This window comes from Streptomyces sp. NPDC029216, from assembly GCF_040648015.1.
Taxonomy (GTDB): Bacteria; Actinomycetota; Actinomycetes; order Streptomycetales; family Streptomycetaceae; genus Streptomyces.
Window position 1 is genome coordinate 76,555 of record NZ_JBEZWL010000012.1, and the last position, 19,925, is coordinate 96,479.

The 19,925-nt window shown below is 74.2% G+C and carries 16 protein-coding genes; 4 read left to right on the forward strand and 12 right to left on the reverse strand.

Annotated elements, in window-relative coordinates:
• Positions 1-6 precede the first annotated feature (6 nt).
• The 8 genes from AB0F18_RS07605 to hutU form a co-directional block, all read right to left on the reverse strand.
• Complete coding sequence (locus AB0F18_RS07605; RefSeq protein WP_362056013.1) at positions 7-1,368, reverse strand: hypothetical protein; 1,362 nt, start codon at positions 1,366-1,368, stop codon at positions 7-9.
• A complete protein-coding gene (locus tag AB0F18_RS07610; RefSeq protein WP_362056015.1) occupies positions 1,365-2,516 on the reverse strand; it encodes a hypothetical protein in 1,152 nt (383 codons plus the stop codon). Before AB0F18_RS07610 ends, AB0F18_RS07605 begins: the two co-directional genes overlap by 4 nt.
• Entirely contained in the window at positions 2,513-3,502 is a 990-nt protein-coding gene (locus tag AB0F18_RS07615; protein WP_362056017.1) for a hypothetical protein, read from the reverse strand. Before AB0F18_RS07615 ends, AB0F18_RS07610 begins: the two co-directional genes overlap by 4 nt.
• 15 nt (positions 3,503-3,517) lie before the next feature.
• The gene (locus tag AB0F18_RS07620) at positions 3,518-4,204 is read right to left on the reverse strand and encodes an LPXTG cell wall anchor domain-containing protein (protein ID WP_362056019.1); all 687 of its coding nucleotides are present in this window, start codon (positions 4,202-4,204) and stop codon (positions 3,518-3,520) included.
• Positions 4,205-4,378: 174 nt separating this feature from the next.
• Entirely contained in the window at positions 4,379-5,557 is a 1,179-nt protein-coding gene (gene hutI / locus AB0F18_RS07625; RefSeq protein ID WP_362056021.1) for an imidazolonepropionase, read from the reverse strand.
• A gap of 249 nt (positions 5,558-5,806) precedes the next feature.
• Positions 5,807-7,171, reverse strand: coding sequence for a formimidoylglutamate deiminase (locus tag AB0F18_RS07630; protein WP_362056023.1), 1,365 nt, complete (start codon positions 7,169-7,171; stop codon positions 5,807-5,809).
• Positions 7,162-8,352, reverse strand: a complete 1,191-nt coding sequence (locus AB0F18_RS07635) for an allantoate amidohydrolase (protein ID WP_362056053.1) — start codon at positions 8,350-8,352, stop codon at positions 7,162-7,164. Before AB0F18_RS07635 ends, AB0F18_RS07630 begins: the two co-directional genes overlap by 10 nt.
• A gap of 86 nt (positions 8,353-8,438) precedes the next feature.
• Positions 8,439-10,124, reverse strand: a complete 1,686-nt coding sequence (hutU, locus tag AB0F18_RS07640; protein WP_362056025.1) for a urocanate hydratase — start codon at positions 10,122-10,124, stop codon at positions 8,439-8,441.
• 106 nt (positions 10,125-10,230) lie between these two features.
• On the opposite strand from hutU, the gene AB0F18_RS07645 reads away from it, so the two are divergent.
• A complete protein-coding gene (locus tag AB0F18_RS07645; protein WP_362056027.1) occupies positions 10,231-11,595 on the forward strand; it encodes a diaminopimelate decarboxylase in 1,365 nt (454 codons plus the stop codon).
• 16 nt (positions 11,596-11,611) lie between these two features.
• Here the strand turns inward: AB0F18_RS07645 and AB0F18_RS07650 are convergent, their stop codons facing one another.
• Complete coding sequence (locus tag AB0F18_RS07650; protein WP_362056029.1) at positions 11,612-12,172, reverse strand: TetR family transcriptional regulator; 561 nt, start codon at positions 12,170-12,172, stop codon at positions 11,612-11,614.
• 119 nt (positions 12,173-12,291) lie between these two features.
• Here AB0F18_RS07650 and AB0F18_RS07655 point away from each other — a divergent pair, with 119 nt between their 5' ends.
• Positions 12,292-13,455, forward strand: coding sequence for an FAD-dependent oxidoreductase (locus AB0F18_RS07655; RefSeq protein ID WP_362056031.1), 1,164 nt, complete (start codon positions 12,292-12,294; stop codon positions 13,453-13,455).
• 24 nt (positions 13,456-13,479) lie between these two features.
• Here AB0F18_RS07655 and AB0F18_RS07660 read toward each other — a convergent pair whose 3' ends face one another.
• Both AB0F18_RS07660 and AB0F18_RS07665 read right to left on the reverse strand, forming a co-directional pair.
• Positions 13,480-14,322, reverse strand: a complete 843-nt coding sequence (locus tag AB0F18_RS07660; RefSeq protein WP_362056033.1) for a MurR/RpiR family transcriptional regulator — start codon at positions 14,320-14,322, stop codon at positions 13,480-13,482.
• A 452-nt stretch (positions 14,323-14,774) separates the two neighbouring features.
• Positions 14,775-16,160 carry a cystathionine beta-synthase gene (locus AB0F18_RS07665; protein ID WP_362056055.1) on the reverse strand — a complete coding sequence of 462 codons (1,386 nt, stop codon included), beginning with the start codon at positions 16,158-16,160 and terminating at the stop codon, positions 14,775-14,777.
• Positions 16,161-16,285: 125 nt separating this feature from the next.
• Here AB0F18_RS07665 and AB0F18_RS07670 point away from each other — a divergent pair, with 125 nt between their 5' ends.
• Complete coding sequence (locus AB0F18_RS07670; protein WP_362056035.1) at positions 16,286-17,293, forward strand: SGNH/GDSL hydrolase family protein; 1,008 nt, start codon at positions 16,286-16,288, stop codon at positions 17,291-17,293.
• Between the two features lie 129 nt (positions 17,294-17,422).
• On the opposite strand, the gene AB0F18_RS07675 is transcribed toward AB0F18_RS07670, so the two are convergent.
• Positions 17,423-18,007, reverse strand: coding sequence for a hypothetical protein (locus AB0F18_RS07675; RefSeq protein ID WP_362056037.1), 585 nt, complete (start codon positions 18,005-18,007; stop codon positions 17,423-17,425).
• 400 nt (positions 18,008-18,407) lie between these two features.
• Here AB0F18_RS07675 and AB0F18_RS07680 point away from each other — a divergent pair, with 400 nt between their 5' ends.
• Positions 18,408-19,628, forward strand: coding sequence for an acetyl-CoA C-acetyltransferase (locus tag AB0F18_RS07680; RefSeq protein ID WP_362056039.1), 1,221 nt, complete (start codon positions 18,408-18,410; stop codon positions 19,626-19,628).
• The last annotated feature ends 297 nt before the right edge of the window (positions 19,629-19,925 follow it).

A 19,925-nucleotide genomic window follows, 5' to 3' on the forward strand; every position in this document is an offset into this window, starting at 1 on the left:
CGTGTGTCAGCGCGCGCCTCCGCGCAGGCGGCGCCAGGGGGTGAAGGTGAAGACCGCGGCGCCGAGCAGGATCACCGTGCCGGCCACCAGGGTCAGGGCCCTGATCCCGCCGTCGTCCTGGGCGCCGGTCTCGGCGAGGCCGCCCGCGGCGGCGGCGGCGGACGAGCCGGAGGCGGCGGCGCCCGAGGTGGTGGAGCCGGAGCCGCCCGGCTGGGCGGTGGTGTCCAGTTCCAGGGAGACCCCGCTGCCGGTGGCCTTGCAGGGCACGTTGATCGGGGTGGAGCCCGGGGCCATCGTGACGTCGATCGTCAGCTGGTCGGGGCTGAGCGTGACCTTGCCCGACGCGCCGGGCTTGTAGGTGCCGGTCATGTCACTGAGGCTGACCGGGGCCTTCTCGGGGATCGGCTCGGCGTTGGCCGGGCCCGTGACCTTGACGGTGCCGCTGTCGGCGCCGCCGAGCTTGATGTCCATCGAGGGCTTGAGGGCACCGGCCGGGAGGGTCATCGGGGAGGCCATGGCTCCCTTGGCGGTCTTGACGGTGAGGTCGTAGCCGCCGCCGTTCTTCTTGGCGTTGACGGTGACCGGGGTCTTGATGCCGCCGGGGACCACCGGGCCGCAGTCGTAGGCGACCTCGACGGCCTTGCCGGGGAAGTCGGTCTGGCCGCCGGTGCCGCCGGTGGTGGAGCCGGTGGAGCCGCCGGTGGTGCTGCCGCCCGTCGTCGAGCCGCCGGTGGTGCTGCCGCCCGTCGTCGAGCCCGTGGTGCCGCCGGTGGTCGTCGAGCCGGTGGTGCCGCCCGTCGTACCGCCGGTCGTGCCGCCGGTGCCGCCGCCCGACACGTCGATGACGGCCCCGCCCTTCACCTCGCCCACCGGGGCGCACTTGGTGACGAAGGTGCCGAAGGAGAAGGTCACCGCCACCTCGTACTTGCCGGGGGTCACGGTGATCTTGCCGGCCTTGGTCAGCTTCAGCTTGCCCTTCATGACGGACATGACCATGGGGGCCTTCTTGGGGATCTCCGGGTTCTTCTTCTCCCCGACGACCTTGACCTCGCCTCCCCCGTCACTCGCGGTGAGCCAGCCGGTCGGCTGGACCGAGTCCTTCGGGATCACCATCAGGTCGGTGTTGTTCGACGCCGGCTTCACCGTCTCCCACGAGACGTCGACCTCGTCGCCGACCTTGGCCGTGGCCGGTGCGGTGATCCGTGCGGTGGTCTCGCCCTCGACCGGGTCGCCCCCGCCGGCCGGCGGTACGCACCTGACCTTGAACGTGGTTTCGGCGGCCTGGGCGGGGGATGCCGCCACTGCGATACCCGCGCCGCTGAGCAGCAGCGCGACCAGGGCCGCGCTCGCCCTCCGTTGGGTCTTCACTGGGGTCCCTTCGTCGTCGGACTGTGATCGGACGGTGCGGAAGGCTGTGGGGGCCCCTGATCCTGGGGCTGCCGGGGCTCCGGGGTGAACCACGGGAGGACCGGGGCCGAAGCCGGGGCCGGAGCCGGGGCCTGGGTCCCGGCGGCCGGGGCGGCGGGGATCTTCGGGAGGCGGGCGGTCACCGCCGGGGCCCCTTCCGGGGCCGGCCCGCTCCCCCGGTGACGGCCCGAGGCACCGGGGCGGGGACGGACCCGGTCGACGACGGCCATGCCCAGCCGGAAGAGCGCCGTCGGGATCACCACCAGCAGCAGGCCCCAGAACAGCAGCACCCCGTACGGCCGGTCCACGCCCCACGGCTGGGTGGCCAGGAGCGTCTCCCCGTACCTGAGGGAGACCGCGTAGTCGCCGTGGGCGCCCGCCGGGAGCTCCACGTCCAGGCCGATCTCCGCCTTGCCGCCGGGCGGGATGGTGCCCTTCCAGCGGGCCTCCTCCCACGTCGGGGCGAACACCCCGTGCGCGGTGCCCAGCCGGAAGACCGGGTCCTTGACGGGGGCCGAGCCGAGGTTGCCGACGGTGGCGGTGAACCTGCGCGACGGCGGGGCCCCGAACCAGGTCAGCACCCCGTCCTCGCCCTTGAGCCGGACCCCCGTGAGCAGGGCCAGGCGGGCGGTCCCGGACTCGGCGGGCAGGTCGGCCACCGGATGGTCGGTGATCTTCAGCGGGACGGCGACGGTGGACTGGTCGCCGTTGACCGAGGTCACGTTCACCACGCACGGGCAGGGCTTGGGCGGGGCCACGACCGGCAGCCGGGCGGTGAAGCGGCCGTCGTCGGCGACCGCGACGGCCACCCCGTCGGCGTTGGCGCAGCTGTTGGTGCCGCCGATCATGTTCTGGCCGCAGACCAGCAGCATGACCAGGGTCTTCGCCCGCCAGCCGGTGCCGGTGGCGGTCAGCTCGGTGCCCTTTGCCGCCTCCTGGAGGGAGAGCGCGACGGTGGGCTTCCCGTCGGCGGCCGGGGCGGCGGGAGCCGCCGGGGCCGGGGCGGCGGGAGCCGCCGGGGCCGGGGCGGCGGGCAGGAGGGCCAGCGCGAGCGCCGCCAGCGCTGCCCCGAGGCGGGATACGGCCCTCGGGCCGGGCGTGCGGCTCACCTGGAGGCTCCCGTCAGCTCGGGTTCGGATCGCGGCGCCGGTGCCTGCGGCCGCGCGGGTTCCCCGGACGGCTCCCCGGGCGGTCCGCGCCGCCGGGCCCGTACGAGGAGCAGTGCGGCCGCGCCGAGGGCGACGAGCCCCGCTCCGGCCCCCACGGCCGCCCCCCGGGGCACGCGCCAGGCGGTGGCGGTGGCGGTGGCCGGGGCGGCGCCGGGGGCGGTGGCGGTGAGCCGGAGGGAGACCCGGTCGAAGGCGGGCGCGCCGGGCCAGGGCTCGGTCAGGGCCACGCGCCGGCCGGGCAGCAGCTCGACCGGCAGGGCGCGGGCGGTGCGCGGGTCGGCGGCCCCACTGAGGCGGCCCTCGGCGTGCAGGGCGAGCTCGGGGGTGAGGGCCACGTTGCCCCGGTTGACCAGGGTGTACGCGACGACGGCGGCCGCGCCGTGGCCGCGTACGGAGACGTCCTCGACGGTGAGGGCGGCCAGGGCCGGGCCGCCGACCCGCAGGTCCACCCGTACGCCCACCTCGCGGCCGCCCTCGGCGGCGACGACGGCGGCGGGGTGGTCGCCGGGTGGGGAGGCGGGCGGCACGGTGACGGTGAAGGGGACCACCGCGCGGGTGCGGGGCGGGAGCGTGACGGTGGCGGCGGCGCCGAAGCTGATCCAGGTTCCGGCTCCCGTGGACCCGGCGGCGGGGCGTACGGCGAAGGCGCCGTCGGCGGTGTTGTGGGCGTCGGCGCCGCGCAGGGTGACGACGCGCTCCCGGTCGCCGGTGTTGGCGAGGGCGAGGCGGTCCTCCAGCACGGTGCCGGCCGGGCCCGAGAGGTAGAAGGAGGGGCGGTGGGAGGTGGCGGCGCCGCCGGCGGCCGGTTCGGCGGTCCAGCCGGGGTCGTCGGCGGCAGCGGCCGGGCTCCCCTGGAGGCCTGCGGCGGCCAGCAGGAGCAGGGCGGCGAGGCGCCGGAGGGTGCGGGGCTTGAGGGCGTGGAGCACGGGCGGGTGCTCCGTTCAGGACGGGGTGCGCTCGGCCCGCCGGCCGCGCCGGGTCAGCCAGAGCATCCCGGCGGCGCCGGACAGCGCCACGGTGGCGCCGAGGGTGCCGAGGGCGAGGGCGGAGTCGGCGGGGCCGGTCTGCGGGAGGGTGGCGTCGTCGGTGCCGCCGGGCTGCTGTGCGCCGCCGCCGGCGGCCGCCGTCACGTCCAGCTCCAGGGAGGGCTTGGGGCTGTTGCCGGGGGTGCAGGTGGTGGTGGTCCCCATGGCCTTGATGGTGAGGACCCCGGCCGTGAAGGTGACCTTGCCGCTCTTCTTCGGGGTGTAGGTGCCCGACAGGTCGGAGATCTTGATGGGGGTGTTGGCGGGCGCGGCCTCCGCGTTCGGGGGGCCGGAGACCGGGACCGAGGCCTTCTCGGCGCCGTCGGCCATGATGACGGCGCTGGGGTTCATCGCGCCCTTGCCGAGCTCGATGGGGCTGGAGGAGACGCCCTTCTGGAAGGACATCGTCAGCTTGTAGCCGTCGCCCTCCTTGACGGCCTTGATGTCGATGGGCGACACGGCCGACTTGTCCCCGATGGGGGTCTGGCACTTGTACTCGACGTCGACCACGTCGGCGTGGGCCGCGGGGGCGGCGAGCAGTACGGCGGATCCGGCCAGCGCGGAGGCCAGCGCGAGCGCGGTGGAGCGTTTCCGGTCGGACACCTTCGTCTTCCCCTCGGGCCACGGAACGGGTTACTGACGCCATGTCAGATTGGTGGCTCAAGGTACGCCCGGGACCTTACGGAGGGAAGACAAAGGACGGTCCGGCGTGAAAGGCCTGGCGGGCGGCCCGCCGGGCGGCGGCGCGGGCCGGGCTCAGGCACCGCGGGCCGGGTTTCAGGCGGCGCGCACCCCGCGGTTCCAGACGGCGGACACGAGCGGGACGCCCGGCCGGTAGGCGAGGTGGACGTGGCTGGGGGCCTCCAGGAGCGCCAGGTCGGCGCGGGCGCCGGGCACCAGGCGGCCGATGTCCTCGCGGCGCAGCGCGCGGGCCCCGCCGGCGGTGGCCGACCACAGGGCCTCGTCGGGGGTCATGCGCATGTCGCGGACGGCGAGCGCGATGCAGAACGGCATGGAACTCGTGTACGAGGAGCCGGGGTTGCAGTCCGTGGACAGGGCGACGGTGGCGCCCGCGTCAATGAGGCGGCGCGCGTCGGGCCACTGGGCGCGGGTGGAGAACTCGGCGCCGGGCAGGAGGGTCGCGACGGTGGTGCCGGAGGCCTGGGCGAGGGCGTCCACGTCGGCGTCGGTGAGGTGGGTGCAGTGGTCGGCGGAGGCGGCCTCCAGCTCGACCGCCAGCTGCACGCCGGGGCCGTAGGAGAGCTGGTTGGCGTGCACGCGCGGGATCAGGCCCGCGGCGGCGCCGGCGGTGAGGATCGCGCGGGCCTGGTCGCCGTCGAAGGCGCCCTTCTCGCAGAAGACGTCCACCCAGCGGGCGTACGGGGCGCAGGCCGCGAGCATCTCGCCGGTGACGAGGTCGACGTAGCCGGCCGGGTCCTCGGCGTAGTCCGGGGAGACGATGTGCGCGCCGAGGTAGGTGACCTCGTCGGTGTGCGCGGAGGCGATGCGCAGGGCGCGGGCCTCGTCGGCGACGGTGAGGCCGTATCCGGACTTGGTCTCGAAGGTGGTGGTGCCCTGGCGGAGGGCCTCGTCGAGGTGGCGGACCAGGTTGGCCTCCAGCTCGGCGTCGGTGGCGGCGCGGGTGGCGGCGACGGTGGTGCGGATGCCTCCGGCGGAGTAGGCGCGGCCGGACATGCGGGCGTTGAACTCGGCGGTGCGGTCGCCGGCGAAGACGAGGTGGGAGTGGGAGTCGACGAAGCCGGGGATGACGGCGCGGCCCTTCGCGTCGAAGGCGGCGTCGGCCGACGGGGCCGCGGCCGCTTCGCCCACCCAGGCGACCTCGTCCCCGTCGATGACGAGGGCGGCGTTCTCGATGAGGCCGAGGGGGCTGCCGTCGCCGAGGGCGGGGTCGTTGGTGACGAGGCTGCCGATGTTGGTGATGACGGTGGTGGTCATGGGTTCCTCTCGGGAGGTTCGTTTCCCCCACCCCGCCCCCTTCCCGAAACCGGGGCTCCGCCCCGGACCCCGAGACCGCGCGCTCCGCGCCCGGTGCGCTCGAACTCCCCCAGCTACCGCTGGGAGGTGCCCCCAGCGCGGGCTGGAATTTCGCTGCGCGAAATCCAGCCCCGCCGGCGTTTGAGGCGCGGGGTCTGGGGCGGAGCCCCGGTTTCGGGAAAAAGGGCGGGGTCGGGGAGGTTCCAGGCTTCAGCCGCGGACGGCGGCGATGGCTTCGGACAGGGCCCCCGCCACGTCCCCGACCAGGGTGTGGGCGCCGTCGCGGACCACGTGGCGGCCGCCCACCACCGTGTGGCGGACGTCGGCGGCCGAGGCCGCGAAGACGGCCGTCTCCGCGCCGAGGCGGGGCAGCGGACCGGCGGTGCGGACGGTGTCCAGGGCGATGGTCGTGAAGTCCGCGAGGGCCCCGACCTCCAGGCGGCCCGCGTCCGGGCGGCCCAGGGACGCGTGACCGTCGGCGGTGGCGGCCGTCAGCAGGGCGTTCGCCGTCCAGTGGCCCCGCGCGTGGCTGCGCAGCCGCTCGTTCAGCTCCATCGCCCGCGCCTCCTCCAGCAGGTCGATCACCGCGTGGCTGTCGCTGCCCAGGGACAGCGGGCTGCCCGCGCGCTGGAGCCGGCCGGCCGGGCCGATGCCGTCCGCGAGGTCGCGTTCGGTGGTCGGGCACATGCAGGTGCCGGTCGTGGTGCCGCCGAGCAGGGCGATGTCCTCGTCCGTCAGGTGCGTGTTGTGGACGCCGGTGGTGCGCGGCCCCAGCACGCCGTGGTCGGCGAGCAGCTGCGTCGGGGTGCGGCCGTGCGCCGCCCGGCAGGCGTCGTTCTCCGCCGTCTGCTCGGACAGGTGGACGTGCAGCGGGGCCTGCCGCTCCTGCGCCCACGCGGCGACGGTGGCCAGCTGGCCGGCCGGGACGGCCCGTACGGAGTGGATCGCCGCGCCGATCAGCGCGTGCTCGCGGGGCTTGAGAGCGGAGACCCGCTCGGCCCAGGCCTCGGCGGTGCCGTCGGAGAAGCGCAGCTGGTGCGGGTTGGGCGCCTCGCCGAAGCCGGCGGCCAGGTACGCGGTGTCGAGGAGGGTGATCCGGATGCCGGCCGCCGCAGCCGCCTCGATCAGGGCCTCGCCCATCGCATTGGGGTCGGCGTACGCGGTGCCGCCGGGCGCGTGGTGGACGTAGTGGAACTCGCCGACGTTGGTGATGCCGGCCAGCGCCATCTCCGCGTACACGGCGCGGGCGAGGGCGAAGTAGCTCTCGGGGGTGAGGTTCTGGGCGACGCCGTACATGACCTCGCGCCAGGTCCAGAAGGTGCCCGAGCCGACCTGGACGGTGGAGCGCAGCGCCCGGTGGAAGGCGTGGGAGTGCGCGTTGGCCAGGCCGGGGACGGTGAGGCCGCGCAGCACCTCCGCCCCGGGGGGCGGGGCGTCGGCCCCGGTGCTCAGGGCGGCGATGCGGCCGTCGGCCGTGACCCCGAGGGCCACGCCCGGCTCGACCCGGTCGCCGAGCCAGGCGTGCTCCAGCCAGTACGTCTTCTGCGCGATCGGCACGGGCCCCTTCAACTGCATGCGAGACCTTCCAGTACGTCGGCGAGGGCGAGGACTCCGGCCACGCAGTCGTCCTCGGCGGCGAACTCCCGCGGGGAGTGGGAGACGCCGGTGGGGTTGCGTACGAACAGCATCGCGGTCGGGACGGACGCGGAGAGGATTCCGGCGTCGTGTCCCGCCCCGGTGCCGAGGACGGGGACGGCCCCGCCCAGGATCCGGTTCAGCTCGTCGCGCAGGGCGTGTTCGAACTCGACGACCGGGGTGAAGGACTCCCGGACGACGTCGAGGTCGATGCCGTCCCGGTCGGCGTGCTCGCGGGCGGCCTTCTCGACGGCGGTGACGACCGTGTCGAGGGTGGCCTGGTCGGCGGCCCGGGAGTCGAGCCAGCCGCGCACGAGGGAGGGGATGGCGTTGACCCCGTTGGGTTCGACGGCGATCTTCCCGAAGGTGGCGACGGCCCCGGCGAGGGCTGCCTCCTGACGGGCGGCCAGGACGGTCGCCGCGTAGGTGAGCATCGGGTCGCGGCGGTCGGCCAGGCGGGTGGTGCCGGCGTGGTTGGCCTCGCCGTGGAAGTCGAAGCGCCAGCGGCCGTGCGGCCAGATGGCGGAGGCGATGCCGACCCGGTCGCCGGACAGGTCCAGGGCGCGGCCCTGTTCCACGTGCAGCTCGACGAAGGCGCCGATGCGGGCGAGGCGCTCGGGGTCGGCGCCGATGGCCTCCGGGTCGTAGCCGGCCCGCTCCATCGCCTGCGGGAGGGTGGTCCCGTCGGCGTCGCGGAGCTCGTACGCCTTCTCCTTCGTCAGCTGCCCGGCGGAGAGGCGGGAGCCGACGCAGGCGAGGCCGAAGCGGGCGCCTTCCTCGTCGCCGAAGTTGGTCAGGGCGAGGGGGCGGGTGAGGGCCGCGCCGCGGGCGCGGAGCTCGTCCAGGGCGGCGAAGGAGGACACCACGCCGAGGGGGCCGTCGAAGGCGCCGCCGTCGGGGACGGAGTCCAGGTGGGAGCCGGTGACGACGGCGTCGCCGGCCTCGGGGTCGCCGAGCCAGGCCCACTGGTTGCCGTTGCGGTCGACCTCGTACGCGAGGCCGCGGGACTCGGCCTGCGCCCGGAACCAGGCCCGGCAGTCGGCGTCGGCCGCGGTCCAGGCGAAGCGGCGGTAGCCGCCGCTGTCGGCGTGCCGGCCGATGGGGCGCAGCTCGTCCCACATGGCGTGGAACGAGCCGCCCCCGGCGGGGCGGGCGCCCGGGGCAGAGCCCCGGGGCGCCTCGCCCGCGCCGGTGTCGCTGGACGGGGTCACGCCGGGTCACCCTCGCGCATGGGGACGCGGACGCCGCGCTCGTCCGCGACGGACTCGGCGATGTCGTAGCCGGCGTCGACGTGGCGGATGACGCCCATGCCCGGGTCGTTCGTCAGGACGCGGCGGATCTTCTCGCCGGCCAGCGGGGTGCCGTCGGCGACCGTGACCTGGCCCGCGTGGATCGAGCGGCCCATGCCGACGCCGCCGCCGTGGTGCAGGGAGACCCAGGAGGCGCCGGAGGCGACGTTCACCATGGCGTTGAGCAGCGGCCAGTCGGCGATCGCGTCCGAGCCGTCGAGCATGGCCTCGGTCTCGCGGTACGGGGAGGCCACCGAGCCGCAGTCGAGGTGGTCGCGGCCGATGGCCAGCGGGGCGGCCAGCTCGCCGCTCGCGACCATGTCGTTGAAGCGCTCGCCGGCCTTGTCGCGCTCGCCGTAGCCGAGCCAGCAGATACGGGCGGGCAGGCCCTGGAAGTGGACGCGCTCGCCGGCCATCTTGATCCAGCGGTGCAGGGACTCGTTCTCCGGGAAGAGCTCCAGCATCGCCTTGTCGGTCTTGGCGATGTCCGAGGCCTCGCCGGACAGGGCCGCCCAGCGGAAGGGGCCCTTGCCCTCGCAGAACAGCGGGCGGATGTAGGCGGGGACGAAGCCGGGGAAGGCGAAGGCGCGGTCGTAGCCGGCCAGCTGGGCCTCGCCGCGGATGGAGTTGCCGTAGTCGAAGACCTCGGCGCCGGCGTCCATGAAGCCGACCATCGCCTCGACGTGCCGGGCCATGGACTCGCGGGCGCGGGTGGTGAAGCCGGCCGGGTCCTTGGCGGCGGCGTCGGCCATGTCCTCGAAGGCGATGCCGACGGGCAGGTAGGAGAGCGGGTCGTGGGCGGAGGTCTGGTCCGTCACGATGTCGATCGGGGCGCCCTCGGCCAGCATCTGCGGGAGCAGCTCGGCGGCGTTGCCGAGGAGGCCGATGGAGAGCGGCTTGCGGGCGTCGCGGGCCTCGACGGCCAGCTGGAGGGCGTGGCGGAGGTTGTCGGCCTTGACGTCCAGGTAGCGGTGCTCGATGCGGCGCTCGATGGCGCGCGGGTCGACGTCGATGCAGATGGCGACGCCGTCGTTCATCGTCACGGCCAGCGGCTGGGCGCCGCCCATGCCGCCGAGGCCGGCGGTGAGGGTGATGGTGCCCGCGAGGGTGCCGCCGACCCCTCCCTTACCAATTGAATGCAGCTTCGCGGCGACTGCGGCGAAGGTCTCGTAGGTGCCCTGGAGGATGCCCTGGGTGCCGATGTAGATCCAGGAACCGGCCGTCATCTGGCCGTACATGGTCAGGCCCAGCTGCTCCAGGCGGCGGAACTCCTCCCAGTTGGCCCAGTCGCCGACCAGGTTGGAGTTGGCGAGCAGGACGCGCGGCGCCCACTCGTGGGTCTGCATCACGCCGACCGGGCGGCCGGACTGGACGAGCATCGTCTCGTCCTGCTTGAGGGTCCGCAGGGTGCGGACCATCGCGTCGAAGGAGCGCCAGTCGCGGGCGGCCTTGCCGGTGCCGCCGTAGACCACGAGCTTGTCGGGGTGCTCGGCGACCTCGGGGTCGAGGTTGTTCTGCAGCATGCGGAGGGCGGCCTCCTGCTGCCATCCCAGGGTGCTGAGCTCGGTGCCTCGCGCGGCCCGTACGGGGCGGGGTCCTGACATGGCGGGTGCCTCCTCCGGATGTTGGTCAATCTATTCACATCCTGTCGTCTTGAATAGATCCAGTCAACAGCTGCGCGCGAGTCCGCGGGGTGATGGGATGGCGGGCATGGACGCCTTGGGGGATCCGGCCGGGCAGCGGAACGGGAGCGCCGGGGGCGCGGCCGCGCGCCGTGACCTGGCCGTACGGGCCGCCGTGGAGCAGGGACTGCTGGACTCCGAGCCGCTGGTCTGCCTGCTGGACACCGTCGGGATCCGGGCCTCCGCCGCCGCCCTGACCGGCGCCTTCGCCGCCGTGACGGCCCCCGGGACGCCCGTCCTGCACGCCTTCGCGGTCAAGGCCGCCCCGCTGGTCCCCGTCCTGCGGCTGCTCGCGGAGTGCGGCCTGGGCTGCGAGGTGGCCAGCCCCGGCGAGCTGGCGCTGGCCCGGGCGGCCGGGGTGCCGGCCGGGAGGACCGTGCTGGACTCCCCCGCCAAGACGGCCGGGGAACTGCGCGAGGCCCTGGCCCTCGGGATCGCCGTCAACGCCGACAACCACCAGGAGCTGGAGCGGCTCGACGCCCTGGTGGCGGCGGCGCCGACCGCCTCGCCGGTCGGCGTACGGGTCAACCCGCAGACCGGCGCCGGCGCCATCGACGCCCTCTCCACCGCGACCGCCACCTCGAAGTTCGGCATCGGGCTGCGCGACCCCGGCGCGCGCGAACGGCTCGTACGGGCCTGCCTGGACCGGCCCTGGGTGACCCGGCTGCACACCCACTCGGGCTCGCAGGGCCTGCCGCTGCCCCTGATCGCGCGGGGCGTACGGGAGCTGCACGCCCTGGCCGAGGAGGTCAACGCGGCCGCCGGGCGCCGGCAGATCGACACCCTCGACATCGGCGGCGGCCTGCCGGTGAACTTCACTTCGGAGGAGCAGGCGCCGACGTACGCCGAGTACGCCGCCGCCCTGCGCGAGGCCGTCCCGGCGCTGTTCGACGGCTCGTACGGGCTGGTCACGGAGTTCGGCCGGTCGCTGCTGGCCAAGCACGGCACGGTGCTCGCGCGCGTCGAGTACACCAAGGCCACCGGCGGCCGCCCGATCGCCGTCACGCACGCCGGGGTCCAGGTGGCCACCCGCACGGTCTACGCCCCCGCGGCCTGGCCGCTGCGGATCCTCCCGTACGACGCCAAGGGCACCCCCAGGACCGGCCCGCCGGTGGCCCAGGACATCGCCGGCCCCGCCTGCTTCGCCGGCGACCTCCTCGCCACCGCCCGGGAGCTGCCCGCGCTGGCCCCGGGCGACCTGATCGCCGTACCGGACACGGGGGCGTACTTCTTCACCGCCCACTACGGCTACAACAGCCTGCCCCGCCCGGCCGTCCACGGCTTCACCGCCGACCCGGCGGGGAGCGTCCGCTTCACCCTGGCCCGCCCGGCACAGACCGCGGCGGAACTGGTGGCGGAGGCGGGCGGGGGGTACGGGGACGCGCTGCTGTAGCGGGGGCGGGCCCGGCCTACGGCCTCGCCAGGGTGGCCGCCAGGGCCGGGGCGAGGCCCGCCACGACCTCGGACGGGGTCAGCGCGGCCACGCCCGGCAGGCGCAGCAGGTAGCGGCTCAGCCCGAGCCCCAGCAGCTGGGCGGCGACCAGCCCGGCGGCCCGCGCGGCCCGTTCCGGGCCCAGGGCGGCCGCCAGCGCCGGGGCCACCTGCGCCGCGAACACCTCCCGCATCCGGGCCGCCGCCCGCTCGTTCGTCACCGCCGAGCGCAGCAGCACCAGCAGCGCGTCGTCCGCCGGATCTCCCTCCCACCGCTCGACGAAGTGGCGCACCAGGGCCGCGGGGAGTTCGCCGGCGGGCACGGCGGTCAGGTCCGGCAGCCGCAGGTCGACCGCGAGGGCCGCGTCGAAGAGCCGCTCCTTGCTGCCGAAGTACCGCATGACCATCGAGGGGTCGATCGCCGCGTCCGCCGCGACGGCCCGGATGGTGGTGCGCTCGTAGCCCTGCGCGGCGAAACGCTCGCGGGCCGCCCGCAGGATCGCCGTCTTGGTCAGGTCGGCATTACGTCGTCCGGTCACACCGGCCACCGTAGGCCAACAAGCGTGGGCCAACAACTGTTGACTTCCCGGACGGCAGGGCGCACATTGAAGTCAACAGCCGTTGGCCAACAAACGTTGGCACGCCGGAGGAGGCCCGCATGACCAGCACCGCCGCACTCCCGCTCCCCGCCACCACCGAGGTGGCCGTCGTCGGCGCCGGACCCACCGGCCTCGCCCTGGCCGTGACCCTCGCCGAGGCCGGCGTCGACTTCGTCCTCCTCGACCGACAGCCGGAAGGCGCCAATACTTCCCGCGCCGCCGTCGTCCACGCCCGCACGCTGGAGGTCCTCGACGAGCTCGACCCCTCCGGCGCCCTCTCCGCCGAGCTGATCGCCCGGGGCATCCCCGTCGGCCGGTTCCAGGTGCGCGACGGCGCCCGCCCCCTCGCCCGGATCCCCTTCGGCGGCCTGCCCACCGCCCACCCGTACGCGCTGATGGTCCCCCAGTACGAGACGGAGGCCGTGCTGCTGGAGCGCCTGCGCGCCCTCGGCGGCGAGGTCCACCGCCCGTACGAGGTCACCTCCGTCACCCAGGACGCGGACGGGGTCACCCTCACCACCGCCACCGGCGAAACCCTGCGCGCGGCCCGCGCCGTCGGCGCCGACGGCATGCACAGCACGGTCCGCGAGGCCGCCGGGATCGGCTTCACCGGCTCCGCCTACGGGGAGTCCTTCGTACTGGCCGACGTGGTCATGGACTGGGCGCCCGGCCCCCGCGAGGTCTCCCTCGCCTTCGGCACGAGCGGGCTCACCGTGGTCGCACCGCTGCCCGGCGGGCACTACCGGATCGTCGCCACCGTCGCCGAGGCCCCCGCCGAACCGGACCTCGACTACGTCAGGGCCCTGCTGGAGGAGCGCGTCCCCGGCCAGGCCCGGATCCACGGCCTGGCCTGGTCCTCCCGGTTCCGCATCCACCACCGGGTCGCCGACCGCTACCGGGCCGGCCGCCTGCTGCTCGCCGGCGACGCCGCCCACGTGCACAGCCCCGCCGGCGGCCAGGGCATGAACACCGGCATCCAGGACGCGTACGCCCTCGGCCGCGCCCTCACCTCGAAGGACCCCGCCGCACTGGACGGGTACGAGGCCCGCCGCCGCCCCGTCGCCCGGCGGGTCGTGGCCCTCACCGACCGGATGACCCGCATCGCGACCACCCGCAACCCGGCCCTGCGCACCGTACGCAACGCCCTGCTGCCCGCCCTGTTCCGGATCCCCGCACTGCGCGGCCGGCTGGCGCGGGAGCTGGCCGAGCTCGACTACCGCTGAGGGCCCGCCCGCCGGAGCGCCGGGCTACTCCACGAACAGGCCCCGGGCGGCGGCCCGGGCGTCGAAGGACTCCAGCCGCGCCTGCGCGTCCGGCAGGGCGTCCGCCATGGCCTCCAGCAGCACCCGGCCCAGCAGCATCGGCGCGCACGCCGTGTCGAAGGCCAGCCCGGTGCCGACCGGCGCCGGGATCAGCAGGTCCGAGTACCGGGCGACGGGCGCGAACGCCGAGTCGGCCACCGTCACCGTCGTCAGCCCGGCCGCCCGCGCGTGCTCCAGGGCCTCCACCACCTCGCGCGGGTGGCGCGGCAGCGCGAAGCACAGCAGCGCCGAGGCGCCGGCGGCGGCCGCCGCGTCGATCCGGTCGGCGAGCATCGAGCCGCCCTCGTCCAGCAGCCGCACGTCGGGGTGCACCTTGGCGGCGAAGTACGCGAACCCGCGCGCCTGCGAGGACGCCGCCCGCAGCCCGAGCACCGGCAGCGGGGACGACCCGGCCAGCAGCCGGCCCGCCTCCTCCACCGGCGCCGGGTCCGCGAGCATCACCGCCAGCCGCCGCAGGTTCTCGATCTCCCCCTCGACGGCCTGCTGGTACTCGTTGTACGACTCCGAGCGCGCCGGCCGCGGCGGCTCGGCCGGGGCCACCTCGCGCAGGTGCCGCCGCAGCGCGGGGTACCCGTCGAAGCCGAGGGCCACCGCGAACCGGGTCACCGACGGCTGGCTCACCCCGGCCAGCTCGGCGAGCTCCACACTCGACAGGAAGGGCACCTCCGCCGCACCGCGCACCATGCAGTGCGCGATCCGCCGCTGGGTCGGCGTCAGCCGGTGCCCCTCGAAGAGCTTCTGCAGCCGTGCGGCCGGGCTGTCGCTCATCGCCGTCCCCTCCGTCCCAGTGAGATATTCAGTCACGGTGCACTCTGCATGTGGTTATGCAGCACGGCAAGCCGTGCCCGTGATGTGGGAGGGGGAGGACGCCGTTTCCCGGGGGCGCCCCCCGGACTCACCCGGCTCACCGGGCGCGCAGAAGGGCGGGGCCGCCGCTCCCCGGGCGGGCCCGGGGGCGGGACGTCGGCGGCCCCGCCGGGGACACGGGCCGGGTCAGGGCCGTCCGCGTCCTGAGGCGCCGGCACCCCCCGGGAGCCGCTCCGGGGACACGCAGACGCCGCACATGACACCGACCGGGCCCCGGTCTCCCGGGCCGCCCCGCCGGCAACACCACTGTGCCGTCGCCGTGTTAAGCCGGTGCTGCCGCCACGTGTCGGGACCGTACCGTTTGCGCCAAGGGCCGGGAACGCATCCCGGCCCCGCCCCGGCGCGCCGGAGAACTACTTCGCCGTCTTCGCCAGGAAGGCCAGCAGGTCCTGACGGCTCACCACACCGGTCGGCTTGCCCTCGACCAGCACGATGGCCGCGTCGGCCTCACCGAGCACGGACATCAGTTCGGACACCGGCTCACCGGAACCGACCTGCGGCAGCGGCGCGCTCATGTGCTTCTCCAGCGGGTCGCCCAGCGAAGCGCGCTGCGCGAACAGGGCGGCCAGCAGCTCCTTCTCCACGACCGAGCCGATGACCTCGGCGGCCATCACGTCCGGGTGACCGGCACCCGGCTTGACGATCGGCATCTGCGAGACGCCGTACTCCCGCAGCACCTCGATGGCCTGACCGACCGTCTCCTCGGGGTGCATGTGGACGAGCGACGGGATGCCGCCCTCCTTGTCCGCGAGGACGTCCCCGATGCGCGCGGCCGGACCGGCCTCCTCCAGGAAGCCGTGACCGGCCATCCACTCGTCCGAGAAGATCTTGCTGAGGTAGCCGCGGCCGCTGTCCGGCAGCAGCACGACGACCACGTCGTCCGGCCCGAGCCCCTCGGCGGCGCGCAGCGCGGCGACGACCGCCATGCCGCAGGAACCGCCGACCAGCAGGCCCTCCTCCTTGGCGAGGCGACGGGTCATCTGGAAGGAGTCCTTGTCGGACACCGCGATGATCTCGTCGGTCACGTTCGGGTCGTAGGCGGTGGGCCAGAAGTCCTCGCCGACACCCTCGACGAGGTACGGGCGGCCGCTGCCGCCGGAGTAGACGGAGCCCTCGGGGTCGGCGCCGATGACCTTGACCTTCCCACCGGACACCTCCTTGAGGTAGTTGCCGGTGCCGGAGATCGTGCCGCCGGTGCCGACGCCCGCCACGAAGTGCGTGATCTTCCCGTCCGTCTGCTCCCACAGCTCGGGACCGGTGGTCTCGTAGTGCGAACGGGGGTTGTTCGGGTTGCTGTACTGGTCCGGCTTCCAGGCGCCCGGGGTCTCCCGGACGAGGCGGTCGGAGACGTTGTAGTACGAGTCCGGGTGCTCGGGGTCGACGGCGGTCGGGCAGACCACGACCTCGGCGCCGTACGCGCGCAGCACGTTGATCTTGTCGAGGGACACCTTGTCAGGGCAGACGAAGATGCACTTGTAGCCCTTCTGCTGGGCCACGATCGCGAGTCCGACGCCCGTGTTGCCGCTGGTCGGCTCCACGATGGTGCCACCCGGCTTGAGGGCACCGCTCTGCTCGGCGGCCTCGATCATCCGAACGGCGATCCGGTCCTTCACGGATCCGCCGGGGTTGAAGTACTCGACCTTGGCAAGCACGGTGGCCTGCAGGCCTTCGGTCACGCGGTTGAGCTTCACCAGCGGGGTGTTGCCGACGAGGCTGATCATCGAGTCGTGGAATTGCACCATGTTCTCCAAGAAGGGGACTCCACGGGTTCTCCGGGAGGTCCGGCCAGAGTATGCGGAAAGGGATTGGCCGACCGGCAGTACGGGGCAGGAAGGTCAACACGACCGAGGAGGTGGCCTGAGAGGTGTCCAGAGCGAGAACGGCCCGCCGGATCGCGGCGGGGGCAGCGTACGGCGGGGGCGGGCTCGGGCTGGTCGGGGTGGCCGCGGTGGGGCTGGTGCTGGCGGAGGTGCAGTTCGCCAAGCGGACGGTGGGCACGGGCCTGCCGGACCCGCCGCGCGCGGACGGTCTCTACGGGAGCGAGTTCAGCGGGCCGGAACTGAGCCCGGGGCCGCTGCGGATGGCGATGCTGGGCGACTCGACAGCGGCCGGGCTGGGCGTACGGCGCGCCCGCCAGACGCCGGGGGCACTGCTGGCGTCGGGGCTGGCGGCGGTGGCGGAGCGGCCGGTGGAACTGCGGAACGTGGCGCTGTCGGGGGCGATGTCGGACGACCTGGACCGTCAGGTGTCGCTGCTGCTGGACGGGGACCGGCCGGCGCCGGACGTGTCCGTGATCATCATCGGGGCGAACGACGTGACCCGGCGGATGCCGCTGACCCAGTCGGTGCGGCTGCTGACGACCGCCGTACGGCGGCTGCGGCTGGCGGGCTCCGAGGTGGTGGTCGGGACCTGCCCCGACCTGGGCACGATCGAGCCGGTGTACCAGCCGCTGCGGTGGATGGCGCGGCGGGTGTCGCGGCAGCTGGCGGCCGCGCAGACGATCGGGGTGGTCGCGCTGGGGGCGCGGACGGTCTCGATGGGGGACATGCTGGGCCCGGAGTTCGCGGCGAACCCCCGGGAGATGTTCGGCCCGGACTCCTACCACCCCTCGGCGGAGGGCTACGCGACGGCGGCGATGGCCGTCCTGCCGACGCTGTGCGCGGCGCTGGGCGTGTGGCCGGAGTCGGACCGCCTGGACGTCTCGCGCAACGAGGACATGCTCCCGGTGGCCAAGGCCGCCTCGGCGGCGGCGGGCGAACCGGGCACGGAGGTCACGGCGGCCCGCGGCCCCTGGGCCCTCCTGAAACACCGCCGCCGCCGGCGGCTGCCGGAGGCGGACGCGGCTTCTCCGGTCACGCAGGTGGTTACCTGAGGCGGGGTCGGGGGCGGGCCGGGCCCGCCAGACCGGGCATCCGGCCCCTCCGGATCCGGATTCGGGACCGCCCCACGCCCCAGATCGCTACGCGCTGCCCGTATCTCAGCGTCCGACGGCCGTCCTCGGCTACTTGGGGCAGTAGAAGTCGATCGCCTTGTCGAACGCGTCCTTGTACGCGTTCTTGTAGGCCTCTTCCGCCTTCTTCTGGCCCTCGGCATCGGGAGCCAGGCCGTGGAGGTTCCGCGTCGGCGGCTCCGGCTCGGCGTCACAGGCGCCGGACTTGGCCAGCCTCTTTCCCTGGGCCCAGCCCTCATTGGTGCCCCGGGTCTGCTCGGAGAGGATCAGCTTCTGGTTGACGACGTCCTGGGCTACCTGGCCGCCCACGCAGTTCACGCGCGGACCGCCCTGCTGGAATGCGACGTACTTACCGGCCGGGACGTCACCGGACGCGAACGCGCCGTCGTCGCCCACGGTGGCGGTGCCCCCGCCGCCGCCGTCCGTCTGATCCAGGAAAACCTTGCCCTTGGCCTTCACGAATCCGCCGCCGGTGACCGTCGCCTTCGCCTCGTCGCCCGCTTTGGCTTCGACGAAGCACTCTGCGGCCGGTACGCGCGCCGGGGCATGGGCTGCCCATGCGGCGGTGACCGGCCCGACAGCGAGCGAACAGGCCATGAGGGGGGTGCACAAGGTCATACGGGTCCGCTGGTTCATGGTCATACCTCACCTGCGATGGGAGGAGGGTGCGACAAGGACGAGGGCCACGATGCTCCGGCGCTGGGATACCCCCGCCCGCGCCCGCCGATCGACCCCGTCACGTCCATGGTCGCCCGCCCATCCGGGCATGTCGACCGGGAGCGTCATCGCCAACCGATCACCGTCCGAAGGGAGCGCCCTTGACAGGCCGGCCCGCCGCGGAAGGACGATGAGACTGACGGGAAGCCCCCAACCCCTCCCTGAGACCGCCCCCCGAAACTCGGACCACCCCCGACCCCGCCCCGCCAAGCCCCCCGGAGCGACGGGCATCACACCACCACCCCGGTGACCTCGACCGTACGGGGCGGTAACTTCGCTTGCGGTCCCGCAACGACGCACGCACCCCCTTGGAGTCCCGATGCCCGAAGCAGTCATCGTTTCCACCGCCCGCTCCCCCATCGGGCGCGCCGGCAAGGGGTCGCTCAAGGACGTCCGCCCGGACGACCTGACCGCCACGATCATCCAGGCCGCCCTCGCCAAGGTCCCCGAGCTGGACCCGCGCCAGATCGACGACCTGATGCTCGGCTGCGGCCTCCCCGGCGGGGAGCAGGGCCACAACCTCGCCCGTATCGTCGCCGTGCAGATGGGCATGGACTACCTGCCCGGCACCACGATCACCCGCTACTGCTCCTCCTCCCTCCAGACCTCCCGCATGGCGCTGCACGCCATCAAGGCCGGCGAGGGCGACGTCTTCATCTCCGCCGGTGTCGAGACCGTGTCGCGGTTCGTCAACGGCTCCTCCGACGGCATGCCCGGCACCCACAACCCGCTCTTCGCCGACGCCGAGGCCCGTACGGCCGCCGTCGCCCAGAGCGAGGGCAGCGACTGGCACGACCCGCGCGAGGACGGCCTGGTCCCCGACGCCTACATCGCGATGGGGCAGACCGCCGAGAACCTGGCCCGCCTCAAGGGCGTGACCCGCCGGGACATGGACGAGTTCGGCGTGCGCTCGCAGAACCTCGCCGAGGAAGCCATCAAGAACGGCTTCTGGGCCCGCGAGATCACCCCGGTCACCACCCCGGACGGCACGGTCGTCAGCAAGGACGACGGTCCGCGCGCCGGCGTCACCCTGGAGGGCGTCGAGGGCCTCAAGCCGGTCTTCCGCCCCGACGGCCTGGTCACCGCAGCCAACTGCTGCCCGCTGAACGACGGCGCCGCCGCGCTCGTCATCATGAGCGACACCAAGGCGCGGGAGCTGGGCCTGACCCCGCTGGCCCGGATCGTGTCCACCGGCGTGACCGCGCTCTCCCCCGAGATCATGGGCCTGGGTCCGGTCGAGGCGTCCAAGCAGGCGCTGAAGCGGGCCGGGCTGACGGTCGGCGACATCGACCTGTTCGAGATCAACGAGGCCTTCGCCGCCCAGGTCATCCCGTCCTACCGGGACCTGGAGATCCCCCTCGACAAGCTGAACGTCAATGGCGGCGCCATCGCTGTCGGTCACCCGTTCGGGATGACCGGTGCCCGGATCACCGGCACCCTGATCAACAGCCTCCAGTTCCACGACAAGCAGTTCGGTCTGGAGACCATGTGCGTCGGCGGCGGCCAGGGCATGGCCATGGTCATCGAGCGCCTCAGCTGAGACGCGGAACACAGCGCGCAGAGTGAGGGGTTCGGCACCGCTCCAGCCGGGCCCCCAGCTCCCGCAAGGGATCCTCTAGATCCATCCGGTGTACTGACATCAGGTCTAATCCCGTCGCGGCCGACCTGTGACCGAATCTCCCCCAGGATGTGACCTTTGTCCTGGGGGATCGGTATTTGCCCAGGTCAGACGTCATCCCCCTGCGGCCCCAAGGACGAAAGACCTGTCCAATTCATGACGTAATGCACTGCACGCCATTCCCAGCACAGGACAAGCTGATGTAGGAAGTCGGGGGAT